At 72.2% G+C, this 12,780-nt stretch carries 10 protein-coding genes and 1 tRNA gene; 7 read left to right on the top strand and 4 right to left on the bottom strand.

The features are described 5' to 3' along the window. Positions 1 to 42: 42 nt before the first annotated feature. Complete coding sequence (locus tag BLW82_RS34140) at positions 43 to 1,368, bottom strand: M20/M25/M40 family metallo-hydrolase (RefSeq protein ID WP_093505033.1); 1,326 nt, start codon at positions 1,366 to 1,368, stop codon at positions 43 to 45. Between the two features lie 211 nt (positions 1,369 to 1,579). Here BLW82_RS34140 and BLW82_RS34135 point away from each other — a divergent pair. Continuing rightward, positions 1,580 to 1,667 (top strand) — tRNA-Leu (locus BLW82_RS34135). 104 nt (positions 1,668 to 1,771) lie between these two features. Here the strand turns inward: BLW82_RS34135 and BLW82_RS34130 are convergent. Beyond that, complete coding sequence (locus tag BLW82_RS34130) at positions 1,772 to 2,008, bottom strand: DUF397 domain-containing protein (protein ID WP_093505032.1); 237 nt, start codon at positions 2,006 to 2,008, stop codon at positions 1,772 to 1,774. A 3-nt stretch (positions 2,009 to 2,011) separates the two neighbouring features. After that, positions 2,012 to 2,878 carry a helix-turn-helix domain-containing protein gene (locus tag BLW82_RS34125; protein WP_093505030.1) on the bottom strand — a complete coding sequence of 289 codons (867 nt, stop codon included), beginning with the start codon at positions 2,876 to 2,878 and terminating at the stop codon, positions 2,012 to 2,014. Between the two features lie 242 nt (positions 2,879 to 3,120). Here BLW82_RS34125 and BLW82_RS34120 point away from each other — a divergent pair, with 242 nt between their 5' ends. The 4 genes from BLW82_RS34120 to BLW82_RS34105 all read left to right on the top strand — a co-directional run bounded on the left by BLW82_RS34120 (position 3,121) and on the right by BLW82_RS34105 (position 9,656). Further along, positions 3,121 to 3,564 (top strand): ATP-binding protein, encoded by a 444-nt coding sequence (locus BLW82_RS34120; protein WP_093508422.1) that lies wholly within the window; start codon positions 3,121 to 3,123, stop codon positions 3,562 to 3,564. Positions 3,565 to 3,924: 360 nt separating this feature from the next. Next, the gene (locus BLW82_RS34115; RefSeq protein ID WP_093505028.1) at positions 3,925 to 7,791 is read left to right on the top strand and encodes a Pls/PosA family non-ribosomal peptide synthetase; all 3,867 of its coding nucleotides are present in this window, start codon (positions 3,925 to 3,927) and stop codon (positions 7,789 to 7,791) included. A gap of 80 nt (positions 7,792 to 7,871) precedes the next feature. Further along, positions 7,872 to 9,245 (top strand): M1 family metallopeptidase, encoded by a 1,374-nt coding sequence (locus BLW82_RS34110; RefSeq protein WP_093505026.1) that lies wholly within the window; start codon positions 7,872 to 7,874, stop codon positions 9,243 to 9,245. Between the two features lie 12 nt (positions 9,246 to 9,257). After that, entirely contained in the window at positions 9,258 to 9,656 is a 399-nt protein-coding gene (locus BLW82_RS34105; protein WP_093505024.1) for a YchJ family protein, read from the top strand. Between the two features lie 10 nt (positions 9,657 to 9,666). Here the strand turns inward: BLW82_RS34105 and BLW82_RS34100 are convergent, their stop codons facing one another. After that, the gene (locus BLW82_RS34100; RefSeq protein ID WP_093505023.1) at positions 9,667 to 10,368 is read right to left on the bottom strand and encodes a FadR/GntR family transcriptional regulator; all 702 of its coding nucleotides are present in this window, start codon (positions 10,366 to 10,368) and stop codon (positions 9,667 to 9,669) included. Positions 10,369 to 10,519: 151 nt separating this feature from the next. Here BLW82_RS34100 and BLW82_RS34095 point away from each other — a divergent pair, with 151 nt between their 5' ends. Next, positions 10,520 to 11,041 carry a gluconokinase gene (locus tag BLW82_RS34095; protein ID WP_093505021.1) on the top strand — a complete coding sequence of 174 codons (522 nt, stop codon included), beginning with the start codon at positions 10,520 to 10,522 and terminating at the stop codon, positions 11,039 to 11,041. 38 nt (positions 11,042 to 11,079) lie between these two features. Further along, entirely contained in the window at positions 11,080 to 12,477 is a 1,398-nt protein-coding gene (locus BLW82_RS34090; protein ID WP_093505019.1) for a GntT/GntP/DsdX family permease, read from the top strand. The last annotated feature ends 303 nt before the right edge of the window (positions 12,478 to 12,780 follow it).

Here is a 12,780-nt window from a genome sequence, read left to right as displayed (position 1 = left end):
AGCCGCCCGATTACCTGAAGCCATTGCCTCACGACGCGTGCTTCACGACGCGTCGATGAAGCGGTCGAGGACGCGGACGCCGAACTGCAGCCCGTCCACCGGCACCCGCTCGTCCACGCCGTGGAACATGCCCGCGAAGTCCAGCTCCGGCGGCAGCTTGAGCGGCGCGAAGCCGAAGCCGCGGATGCCGAGGTCGTCGAAGGACTTGGCGTCGGTGCCGCCGGAGAGCATGTAGGGGATCGCCTTGGCGGTCGGGTCCTCGGCGAGCAGCGAGGACTGCATGGCCTCCACCAGGGCCCCGTCGAAGCTGGTCTCCAGGGCCTTGTCGGAGTGCACGTCCGAGCGGACCACGTTCGGGCCGAGGATCCGGTCGAGGTCGGCGAGGAACTCCTCCTCGTGACCGGGCAGGAAGCGGCCGTCCACGTGGGCGGTGGCCTCGCCGGGGATGACGTTGACCTTGTAGCCGGCGTTCAGCTGGGTGGGGTTGGCGGTGTTGCCGAGGGTCGCGCCGATCAGCTTGGCGATGCCGCCGAGCCGGGCCAGCGTCGACTCCATGTCCTCGGGGTCCAGCTCGGTGCCGAGCGCGTCGCCCAGCTCGTCGAGGAAGGCCCGGGTGGTCTTGGTGACCCGGACCGGGAACCTGTGCCGGCCGAGCCGGGCGACGGCCTCGGAGAGTTCGGTGATCGCGTTGTCGCGGTGGATCATCGAGCCGTGCCCGGCGGTGCCGGCCACCTTCAGCTTCATCCAGTGCATGCCCTTCTCGGCCGTCTGGATCAGGTAGAGCCGACGCTGCTCGCTCACCGTGAAGGAGAAGCCGCCGACCTCGCTGATCGCCTCGGTGACGCCCTCGAAGAGGTCCGGGTGGTTGTCGACCAGGTGCCGGGCGCCCCAGGTGCCGCCGGCCTCCTCGTCGGCGAGGAACGCCAGCACGATGTCCCGGGGCGGCTTGCGGCCGCTGCGCAGCCGGTCCCGCACGACCGCCAGGGTCATCGCGTCCATGTCCTTCATGTCGACGGCGCCCCGGCCCCACACGCACCCGTCCGCGACCTCGCCCGAGAACGGGTGGTGGGTCCAGTCGTCGGCGTTGGCCGGTACGACGTCGAGGTGGCCGTGGATGAGGAGAGCGGGCCTGGTCGGGTCCGCGCCCTCGATGCGGGCCACCGTCGAGGCGCGGCCCGGATGGGACTCGAAGATCTTCGGCTCCAGGCCGACCTCCGCGAGCTTCTCGGCGACCCACTCCGCGGCCTTGCGCTCACCGGGGCCGGAGTGGTCGCCGTAGTTGCTGGTGTCGAACCGGATCAGCTCGCGGCAGAGGTCCACGACCTCGTCCTCGCCGGTGACGCCCCTGGCCGTGTCCGTCTCGCTCACGCTGCTTCCTTCCGCTGTCACTGCCGCCCGGTCCCCGCCATCCTCTCTCCCTTCCCGCTCGGAGCCCAAGGCCGGTCCCGGCCCGTCACACGCCGTTCACGCCCGCGGGCCCGGAAACAGGGTGTGATCGACCGCCCCCGAAAGCCTGGTAGTGTTTCCTCCGTCGCCGCGAGGGAGACCAGCACGGAACGTCTCGCACGACACACACCTTGTCCGGGTGGCGGAATGGCAGACGCGCTAGCTTGAGGTGCTAGTGCCCTTTATCGGGCGTGGGGGTTCAAGTCCCCCCTCGGACACCACGCAGAAATCACGAAGAAACCCCTGCTGAGCAGGGGTTTCTTGGTTTTCCGGGCGGTTCGGGAGCAGAGCGCGGGCGGCCACCTCGTCGGTGGACGCCGCTCTCTCAGCCGAGGCCGTCCAGGCCGCCTATTCGGCCGTCACGGAGGGCCACGGCGGAGGTGAACGCACGGAGCGTGGCGCGGTCCAGCAGGAGCGCGGGCCCGTCGGGCCGCTTGCTGTCGCGGACGGCGGTCGTCGCCTCGTCGACGATCCCGCATTCCACGCAGTCGGACTGTGATGCGGACGCCGAGGACTTCCACCAGGTCACCGGCAGAGTCGACGCGTCGTCAACGTGCTTCATTCGCTATTCGTTCTTCCTTATCTGGGTGATCAGCTCCACCGACGCCTCGACGGACTCGGCGGCAGACGTGAGGCGTTGCCACGCGGCCCGGTGCGTGGAGACCCGATCACGTTCCTCGATGTACAGGGCGGAGGTCAGCCCTTCCTGGTGGACGACGTCCAGGTCCGTGTGCGGACCGAAGCCCAGGATGCTGAAGGTGCCGGTGAGCCCGGCGTGGAGGGGAGCGTCCGATCTCAGCACCTGGATGTTGATGTTCGGACGCCGCCCCATCGTAAGCAGGCGCCCCAACTGCTCGTACATCAGGGCGGGATCCTCGGTGGTGGAGCGCAGGGCCTGTTCGGAGATGATCGCCCAGAGTGCCAGCGGGTCGCTGTCCCGGGTGAGGACGGCCTGGCGTGCCAGCCGTACCTCGACGAGCGCGTCGACCCGTGCCTCGACCGCCTCGGACATGGCGGTCGCCCGGATGATCTCGCGGGCGTACTCGGCGGTCTGGAGCAGTCCGGGGACCATGCCCAGCTGCCAGGTGGAGACCGTCTCGGCCTCCGCCTCCAGGCTGATCAGGTCCTCGTACACCGGGGTGAGGACGCCCCGGTACGAGTGCCACCAGCCGCGCCGGCCGCCCTCCTTGGTGAGCGTGATCAGGGCCGCGCGCAGTTCGTCGCTGACGTCGCGGCCGAGTTCGCCGTAGAGGTGGAGCAGCGCCTCGATGTCCGCTGCCTTGGGGGCGGTCTTGCCCGTCTCCATCCGGGACAGCTTGGAGGAGACGAAGACGCCCTTGGAGTGCTCGGCGACCTCGTCGAGGGTGAGTTCGCCGCGCAGTTCGCGCAACTTCGCACCGAGCCGTCGTCGGCGCACCGTGGGCGTGCTCACGGACTCCCCCTTCTCTCCGGTGAACTGCCCGACAGTCTGCCCGTGCCGCCCCGACCCCCGCCACCGACTGGCGACTTGTGCCGCAAGTCTCTCAAGGCGATGCGCAATATTTCACATCTCGTGGGACGTATTGCGATCGACTGTGTCGTGAAGGCACCATGAATCCGGGAAATACGACAGTGACCGCACTCGCATGGCGAACCACTGTGCCTGCGTTGGGACATGCCCGTGAGGGGATGCACATGATCGAACGCCAGCGGAGCACCACGACCGACCCCCGCCCCCTGCAAGTCGCCCCGCCGCCGGTCCTGTTACTGGCCAGCGAGCCTCAGTCGGCCAAAGCCGCCCGGCTGTTCGTGAGCGACTTCATCGCGCACCACACCCCCGACGCCTCCCGCGACCACATCGACGCGGTCGCCCTGGTCACCTGCGAGCTGGTCACCAACTCCCTGCGCTACGAGACCGACCCGGACGACCCGGTCCGTCTCGTCATCGACTCCGACGGCTCCCGGACCCGGGTCGAGGTGCACGACCCGCTGGGCCGCCATCCCCGGCTGCGCCCCATCTCGGTCGAACGCGACCGCGGGCGCGGTCTGCTGATCCTCGACGCGCTCTGCTCGGGCCGCTGGGGCGTGGGCAACCTGCCCTGGGGCAAGTCCATCTGGGCCGAGGTGAGCGCCGCGTGACGTCCGGCGCGCCCTGACGTTTCCTCCACCCCCCACGGCGACGGCCGGTTCCGCGGCGATCTCCCCCCTCCTCGCCGCCGGGCCGGCCGTTGTCGTACGGGGCCGCCGAACACATGGAGTTGGCCTGCCTCACGCTGTGTGGGCCATCTCTCGCCGGGCACGGAGAATCCCTGGTCAGAGGTCGCTCGATCGTCAAGGGACTGCCCCGAACGGCTGCTTCCAGGTGGCTGTCAGATGAACGCGAGCCTAGCGTCGTACTAATATTTCCGGCTTGTCACCCAGCCGGAGCCGGACAACCCCAGGCAGACCTGCGGGCCCGCCGGCACCCCGGAGGTTCCGGGTACGAAACGCGAGGACCGGATGGCAGCGATTGACGAGAGCAGTGCTCTCGGCCTGCTCGACGAAGAGATCCGCGAGGAGTTCGGGGACACGGCACGGTTCTCGGCCGGGGCGGCGGGATCGCCGCGCACGCTCGTGGACGTGTTCGACGCAACGGTACGGGCGTATCCCGACGAGCCCGCGCTGGACGACGGCACCGCCCGGCTCACCTACCGCGAACTGGCCACGGAGGTGGCGCGGCTGCGGCGGCGGCTCACGGAGGCCGGGATCGGGCTCGGGGACCGCGTGGGCGTGCGGGTGCCGTCCGGAACCAACGATCTGTACATCGCCGTTCTCGGCGTGCTCGCGGCCGGCGCCGCCTACGTCCCGGTCGACGCCGAGGACCCGGACGAGCGGGCCGCCCTGGTGTTCGGTGAGGCGGAGGTGGCGGCCGTCCTCGGCGAGGGGCTGCACATCGACGTACGCCGTACGGCCCGGCAGCCCTCCGGGCGTCCCGGCGCCGAGCACGACGCCTGGATCATCTTCACCTCCGGTTCCACCGGCAGGCCCAAGGGCGTCGCCGTCACCCACCGCAGCGCGGCCGCCTTCGTGGACGCCGAGGCCGCGCTGTTCCTGGCCGAGGAGCCGATCGGGCCCGGCGACCGGGTCATGGCCGGCCTCTCGGTGGCCTTCGACGCCTCCTGCGAGGAGATGTGGCTCGCCTGGCGCTACGGCGCCTGCCTGGTGCCCGTGCCCCGCTCCCAGGTGCGCAGCGGCGCCGACCTCGGCCCCTGGCTGGTCGAGCAGGAGATCACCGTCGTCTCGACCGTGCCCACCCTGGCCGCGCTCTGGGAGCCCGAGACCCTCAACGACGTCCGCCTCCTCATCTTCGGCGGCGAGGCCTGCCCGCCCGAGCTGGCCCAGCGCCTGGTCACCGAGGGCCGCGAGGTCTGGAACACCTACGGCCCCACCGAGGCCACCGTCGTCGCCTGCGCGGCCCTGATGACCGGCGAGGAGCCGATCCGCATCGGGCTGCCGCTGAACGGCTGGGAGCTCGCCGTCGTGGACGAGGCGGGCGTGCCCGTGGCGATGGGCGAGAGCGGTCAGCTGGTGATCGGCGGGGTCGGGCTCGCCCGGTACCTCGACGCCGGGAAGGACGCCGAGAAGTACGCCCCGCTGGAGTCGCTGGGCTGGGAGCGGGCGTACCGCAGCGGTGACCTGGTGCGCGCCGACGCCGAGGGGCTGGTCTTCCTCGGGCGCGCCGACGAGCAGATCAAGCTCGGCGGGCGCCGGATCGAGCTGGGCGAGGTCGACGCGGCCCTGCAGGCGCTCCCCGGCGTCGCGGGCGCGGCGGCGGCCGTACGGACCGCGCGCAGCGGCAACCAGCTCCTGGTCGGCTATGTCGTCACGCAGGACGGCTGGGACCACGCGGCGGCCGTCGAGAAGCTGCGCGCCGAGCTGCCCGCGGCCCTGGTGCCGCTCCTCGCGCCGGTCGCCGAGCTGCCCACCCGCACCTCCGGCAAGGTCGACCGCAACGCCCTCCCGTGGCCCCTGGAGGGCCTGGAGACCGGCGGTCCGGCCGAGCAGCTGTACGGCACCGAGGCCTGGCTCGCGGAGCAGTGGACCGAGGTCCTCGGCATCCCGGTGAGCAGCGCCGCCGACGACTTCTTCACGATCGGCGGTGGCAGCCTGTCCGCCGCCCAGCTCACCACCCGGCTGCGCACCCGCTACCCGAGCGCGGCCGTCCTCGACATCTACCAGCAGCCCGTGCTGCGCAAGCTGGCCCGTCGCCTCGAGGAGTCCGTGCAGGACGACGGTGCGGAGCGCACCATCGCGCCCGTGCCGCGCAGTGCCCAGTGCGTGCAGCTGCTGCTCCTGCTCCCCCTGTTCACCCTTCTCGGGCTGCGCTGGACGGTGGTCCTCGCCGCGCTCGGCAACGTGCTGGGCGGCTACGGCCGGCTGCCCACGGCACCCTGGTGGCTGGTCGGCCTCGGGGCCCTCGCCCTGTTCACCCCGCCCGGCCGGATCGTGATCGCGGCGGGTGGCGCGCGGCTGCTGCTGCGGGGCGTGAAGCCCGGCACGTATCCGCGCGGCGGCGCCGTCCACCTGCGGCTGTGGACGGCGGAGCGGCTGGCCGAGTTCGCCGGGGCGACCGCGCTGACCGGCTCCTGGCTGGAGCGGTACGCGCGGGCGCTCGGCGCCAAGATCGGCCCCGAGGTGGACCTGCACTCGCTGCCGCCGGTCACCGGTCTGCTCAGGGTCGGCCGGGGCGCGGCCGTGGAGTCCGAGGTGGACCTGTCCGGCTCCTGGCTGGACGGCGACCGGCTGGTGATCGGCCAGGTCCGGATCGGCGCCCACGCCGTCGTCGGGACCCGCAGCATGCTCTTCCCTGGCGCCCGCGTCGGCAAGCGCGCCGAGGTGGCCCCGGGCTCGGCGGTCACCGGGCAGATCCCGACCGGCCAGCGCTGGGCCGGCGCCCCCGCCGTCAAGCTGGGCAAGGCCAAGCGGAACTGGCCCAAGCACCGGCCGCAGCGCGGCACCTACTGGCGGGTGATGTACGGCCTGACCGGGCTCGGGCTCAGCGCGCTCCCGGTGCTGTCCGGTGCCGCGGCGCTGCTGGTCGCCGGGTGTTTCGTGGCCTCCGGCGACGGCCTGGCCGCGGCCCTGCGGGGCGCGGCGGTCGCGCTGGTCCCGGCCACCCTGGCCTTCGGGCTGGCGTACGCCCTGCTGATCCTGGTCTCCGTACGGCTGCTGAGCCTGGGGCTGCGCACCGGCACCTACCCGACGCACAGCCGGACCGGCTGGCAGGCGTGGACGGTGTCCCAGCTGATGGACCGCTCCCGCGAGACGCTGTTCCCGCTGTACGCCGGGCTGGTCACGCCGGTGTGGCTGCGGCTGCTCGGGATGCGGATCGGGCGCGGGGCCGAGGTGTCGACCGTGCTCGCGCTGCCGAGCCTGACGACGGTCGGCGAGGGCGCGTTCCTGGCCGACGACACGCTGACCGCGCCGTACGAGCTCGGCGGCGGGTACGTGCGGATCGGGCGTGCGGAGATCGGGCGGCGGGCGTTCCTCGGGAACTCCGGGATGACCGCGCCGGGCCGGAGTGTGCCGGACGGCGGTCTGGTGGGGGTGCTGTCGGCGACGCCGAAGAAGGCCAAGAAGGGCACGTCGTACCTGGGGCTGCCGCCGGTGAAGCTGCCGCGCAGCGCGGCCGACGGCGACCAGGCCCGGACCTACGAACCGCCCGCCCGGCTGCTGTGGGCGCGGGCACTGGTGGAGGCGTGCCGGATCGTGCCGGTGCTGTGCTCGGTGGCGCTGGCGGGGCTGACGGTGGCCGCGCTGTGCGCGCTGGGTGCCTGGGCACCGCTCCTCTCGGGGCTGGTGCTGCTCGGCGCCGGCGCGGTCGCGGGCGTGGTCGCGGTGCTTGCCAAGTGGGCTCTGGTCGGGCGGCACCGCAGCGGGGAGCACCCGCTGTGGAGCTCGTTCGTGTGGCGCAACGAGCTGGCGGACACGTTCGTCGAGGTGCTGGCGGTGCCGTGGCTGGCCGGCTCGGTGCCGGGTACGCCGGTGCTGACGGCCTGGCTGCGCGGCCTCGGCGCGCGCATCGGCAGGGGTGTCTGGGTGGAGAGCTACTGGCTGCCGGAGACGGATCTGGTCACACTGGAGGACGCGGCCACCGTGAACCGCGGCTGTGTCCTGCAGACTCACCTCTTCCACGACCGGATCTTGCGGACGGATACTGTGGTTCTCCGTGAGGGCGCCACCCTGGGCCCTGGCGGGATCGTGCTGCCCGGCAGCACGGTCGGGGCCCGCACCACCCTGGGCCCCGCGTCGCTCGTCATGGCGGCGGAGTCGGTCCCCGACGACACCCGCTGGCTCGGCAACCCGATCGAGGCATGGCGTCCCTGAGCGCGGGCCGTCCGGTGGGGGGCGCGGGCATCGGCGCACCGAGGGACGGTTCGAGCACAGCGCAGGGAGCGAACGCGGAAGTGGCAGTGCAGCAGTCAGCGGGTCCGGACCCGTACTTCCCGGACAACGGCGATTCCCGGTACCGGGTGCATCGCTATGAGCTCACGCTGGACTACCGGCCGGGACCGAACCGACTGTCGGGCGCGGTCCGGATCAACGCGATCGCGGGCCGGGCGGCCCTGCCCGAGTTCCAGCTGAACCTGGCCGACTTCAAGATCGGCCGGATCCGGGTGGACGGCCGCCAGCCGCACTGGACGCACCGCGGCGGCCGGCTGCGGATCAAGCCGGCGAAGCCGCTGCGTGCCGGGGCCGCCTTCACCGTGGAGATCCACTGGTCCGGCAACCCCAGGCCGGTCAACAGCCCCTGGGGCGGGATCGGCTGGGAGGAGCTGACGGACGGCGCGCTGGTGGCCAGCCAGCCGGTCGGCGCGCCCTCCTGGTTCCCGTGCAACGACCGGCCGGCCGACAAGGCGTCGTACCTGCTCTCCGTCACCTGCCCGTCGGCGTACTCGGTGGTGGCCGGCGGCCGGCTGCTGACCCGCACCACGAAGGCGTCCACGACGACCTGGGTGTACGAGCAGGCCGCGCCGACGTCGAGCTACCTGGTGACCGTCGCGATCGGGAAGTTCCAGACGGTGCTGCTCGGCGACCCCGGCTTCGGCGGGATCCCGATGCACGGGCACATACCGGCGCAGCTGCTCCCGGAGTTCTCCCGGGACTTCGCGCGGCAGCCCGCGATGATGGACCTGTTCCAGCGGCTGTTCGGGCCGTATCCCTTCGACGAGTACGCCGTGGTCGTCGCCGACGAGGAGTTCGACGTCCCCGTCGAGGCCCAGGGGCTGTCCCTGTTCGGCGCCAACCACGTGGACGGGGCGCGGGGTTCGGAGCGGCTGGTCGCACACGAACTGGCGCACCAGTGGTTCGGCAACAGCGTGTCCATCGCCGACTGGCGGCACATCTGGCTGAACGAGGGGCTCGCGAAGTACGCGGAGTGGCTGTGGTCGGAACGGTCCGGGGGCCGCAGCGCGCAGCAACTGGCCGCCATCGCGCACCGGATGCTCTCCGGGCTGCCGCAGGACATCCGGATCGCCGCGCCGGGCAAGAAGGCGATGTTCGACGACCGGGTCTACGAGCGGGGCGGGGTCACGATCCACGCGGTCCGCTGCGCGCTCGGCGACGAGCGGTTCTTCCACATGCTGCGCGCGTGGGCGGGGCTGCACCGGGGCGGGTCGGTGACGACCGCGATGTTCACGGCCCACGTCAACCGGTTCGCGGACGAGCCGCTGGACGGCCTCCTCGACGCCTGGGTGCACCGCACCGCGCTGCCCGCGCTCCCCACCCTGGCCGTCCCCGCCCGCCCGGCCCAGCCGCCCACGAACGCCGAGTCGGCGTAGGAGGGCGGGCTCGTGACACCGAAGCGACCCCGGCAGCAGCCCGCCGCCTGCCCGTGCGGTCTGCCGGAGACGTACGAGAACTGCTGCGGCCGGTTCCACCGCGGCGAGGCGGCGGCGCCCACCGCCGAGGCGCTGATGCGTTCGCGCTACAGCGCCTTCGTCAGGCGGGACGAGCCGTACCTGCTGCGCACCTGGCATCCCCGGACCCGCCCGGCCCGGCTCGACCTGGACCCCGGGATGCGGTGGACGGGTCTGGAGATCCTGGCGGCGACCGACGGCTCGGCCTTCCACGCCACCGGCACGGTGACCTTCCGCGCCTCGTTCCGCGACGGCTCGCTGCTGGAGCGCAGCCGGTTCGAGCGGGTCGAGGGGGCCTGGGTGTACCTGGACGGGGAGTTCCCGGCGCAGTAGGGCCGCGGCGCTACGGCGCCAGGATGTCCAGCTCCTGCAGGGCACCCGCGGTGATCTCGCGGGTCAGCTGTTCCGCGCGCGGGGCGTCGCCCTCGCGGACCGCCTCCGCGAGCTGGACGTGCAGGGTGACGGCGGCCGGGTCGGGGTCCTCGAACATGACCTCGTGCTCGGTACGGCCCGCGAGGACCTCGGCCACGACGTCGCCGAGCCGGGCGAACATCTCGTTGCCCGACGCCGCCAGGATCACCCGGTGGAAGGCCACGTCGTGGAAGAGGTACTCCGCCAGCCTGTGGCCGCGCGAGTGGGCCACCATGCCGAGGGCGCACTCGGTCAGCTCGGCGCACTGCCCGGCCGTGGCGTGCCGCGCCGCCAGGCCCGCCGCCACGGGCTCGATCGCCGAGCGCAGCACGGTGAGCGAGCGCAGCTGGTGCGGGCGGTCGGCGCCGGCCAGGCGCCAGCGGATCACCTGCGGGTCGTAGACGTTCCACTCCGCCTTCGGGCGGACGGTCACGCCCACCCGGCGGCGGGACTCGACCAGGTGCATGGATTCGAGGACCCGGACCGCCTCGCGCATCACGGAGCGTGAGACCTCGAAGTGCTGGGCCAGTTCGTCGGTGCGCAGGACACTGCCCGGCGGGTACTCGCCGGCGGTGATGGCGGGGCCCAAGGCGTCCAGTACTCGGCCGTGCAGGCCCCGGCCCGGTGTGCTCATGCACTCAGCGTACCGAGTGGATCACCGAGCCAAAAAGTCAGACTTATATGTCACAGACTCTTGAATTCGTCGTACCTAATGGGTTTCAGTGAGGCCGACACCGGATGTCGTACGCCGGTGCCGCTCCTCGAGGAAGGACAGCGAGGCAGTGATGCGGACCCCTCACGTCATCGTGGTGATGGGCGTCGCCGGCACGGGCAAGACCACGATCGGTCCCCTGCTCGCCGCCCGGCTCGGCGTCCCGTACGCCGAGGGCGACGACTTCCACCCGCCGGCCAACATCGCCAAGATGTCGGCCGGTCACCCGCTCGACGACGCCGACCGGTGGCCGTGGCTGGACGCCATCGGCGCCTGGGCGCACGGCCGGGCGGGACTCGGCGGGGTGGTCAGCAGCTCCGCGCTGAAGCGGTCGTACCGCGACCGGCTCCGCGCCGCGGCCCCCGGCATCGTGTTCCTGCACCTGTCCGGCGACCGGCGGCTCATCGAGGACCGGATGTCGCACCGGCAGGGCCACTTCATGCCGACCACGCTGCTCGACTCCCAGTTCGCCACGCTCCAGCCGCTGGAGCCGGACGAGGCCGGTGTCGCCGTGGAGGTCTCGGGCACCCCCGAGGAGATCACGGCACGGGCCGTGCGCGCGCTCGGCGCGCTGCCCGACCTCACCCCGCAGTAATCACCCAGTCTCCGCCCTCACAACTGCAAGGAACCACCGTGACCAGACTCAGCGTCGAGATGCTGGCAGCGGACACCGTCGCGCCCATCACCTCGGCCGGACACGCCCGGCTCGGCATCGCCGTCCTGCTGGGCTTCGCCGTCATCGTCCTGCTCATCACCAAGTTCAAGCTCCACGCCTTCCTGGCGCTGACCATCGGCTCGCTCGCGCTCGGCGCGTTCGCCGGGGCGCCGCTCGACAAGGTCATCACCAGCTTCACCACCGGGCTCGGCACCACCGTCGCCGGCGTGGGCGTCCTGATCGCGCTCGGGGCGATCCTGGGCAAGCTGCTGGCCGACTCCGGCGGCGCCGACCAGATCGTCGACACGATCCTCGCCAGGGCCGGCGGCCGGGCGATGCCCTGGGCGATGGTGCTGATCGCCTCCGTGGTCGGACTGCCGCTGTTCTTCGAGGTCGGCATCGTGCTGCTGATCCCGGTGGTCCTGATGGTCGCCAAGCGCGGCCACTACTCCCTGATGCGCATCGGCATCCCGGCCCTCGCCGGGCTGTCCGTGATGCACGGCCTGGTGCCCCCGCACCCCGGCCCGCTGGTCGCGATCGACGCGGTCCACGCGAACCTCGGCGTCACCCTGGCCCTCGGCGTCCTGGTCGCGATCCCGACCGTGATCATCGCCGGCCCGCTGTTCTCGAAGGTCGCCGCCCGCTGGGTGGACGTGCAGGCCCCCGACCGGATGCTCCCGCAGCGCCCGTCCGAGGAACTGGAGAACCGCCCCGGCTTCGGCGCCACCCTCGCCACCGTCCTGCTGCCGGTCGCGCTGATGCTGTCCAAGGCACTGGTGGACATCGTCGTCGACGACCCGTCGCACACCGTCCAGCGCGTCTTCGACGTCGTCGGCTCGCCGCTGATCGCGCTACTCGCGGCCGTGATAGTCGGCATGTTCACGCTGGGCCGGCCGGCCGGGTTCTCCCGGGAGCGGCTCTCGCACACCGTCGAGAAGGGGCTCATGCCCATCGCGGGCATCCTTCTCATCGTCGGCGCGGGCGGCGGCTTCAAGCAGACGCTGATCGACTGCGGCGCCGGCCAGATGATCCTGGAGATCTCCAAGGACTGGTCGATCCCGGCCCTGCTGCTGGCCTGGCTGATCGCCGTCGCGATCCGTCTCGCGACCGGCTCCGCGACGGTCGCCACGGTCTCCGCGGCGGGCCTGGTGGCCCCGCTGGCCGCCGACATGTCGACCGCCCACACCGCCCTGCTCGTCCTGGCCATCGGCGCGGGCTCGCTGTTCTTCAGCCATGTCAACGACGCCGGGTTCTGGCTGGTGAAGGAGTACTTCGGCCTGTCCGTCGGCCAGACGCTCAAGACCTGGTCGGTGATGGAGACGATCATCTCGGTGGTCGCCGGCGGCCTGGTGCTGCTGCTGTCCCTGGTGATCTAGGGGCGGTACGGGACGGCGGAGTCCGGCGGTGCACACGCAACTCGGCACCGCCGGACTCCGCCGTCCCGGCTGATCGCCGTCGCGACGGGACGTGGGGAGCGGCAGCGTGAACGGCCTCGCGGGGCGAGGAAGACCACGGCCTTCACGGTTCTCTCCACCGCGCCGGCGAGGTCCGGCAGCGCGGCCGGCGAGGCACCGCCGGACTCCGTCGTCTCGGCTGGTCACCGTTGCGGCAGGAGGACGGCGGGCGGCGGAATCCACCGTTGCCGCCCGACAATCCACCGAAGCGCTCCCGACCGAAGT

Source organism: Streptomyces sp. Ag109_O5-10 (assembly GCF_900105755.1).
Lineage (GTDB): Bacteria > Actinomycetota > Actinomycetes > Streptomycetales > Streptomycetaceae > Streptomyces.
This window is presented reverse-complemented; position numbering and strand designations above follow the sequence as displayed.

Bases quoted from the DNA above. Each gene is read 5' to 3' on its own strand.
- BLW82_RS34120 (WP_093508422.1), top strand. From the start codon at position 3,121: ATGATCGAACGCCAGCGGAGCACCACGACCGACCCCCGCCCCCTGCAA.
- BLW82_RS34095 (WP_093505021.1), top strand. From the start codon at position 10,520: ATGCGGACCCCTCACGTCATCGTGGTGATGGGCGTCGCCGGCACGGGC.
- BLW82_RS34100 (WP_093505023.1), bottom strand. From the start codon at position 10,368: ATGAGCACACCGGGCCGGGGCCTGCACGGCCGAGTACTGGACGCCTTG.
- BLW82_RS34115 (WP_093505028.1), top strand. From the start codon at position 3,925: ATGGCAGCGATTGACGAGAGCAGTGCTCTCGGCCTGCTCGACGAAGAG.
- BLW82_RS34130 (WP_093505032.1), bottom strand. From the start codon at position 2,008: ATGAAGCACGTTGACGACGCGTCGACTCTGCCGGTGACCTGGTGGAAG.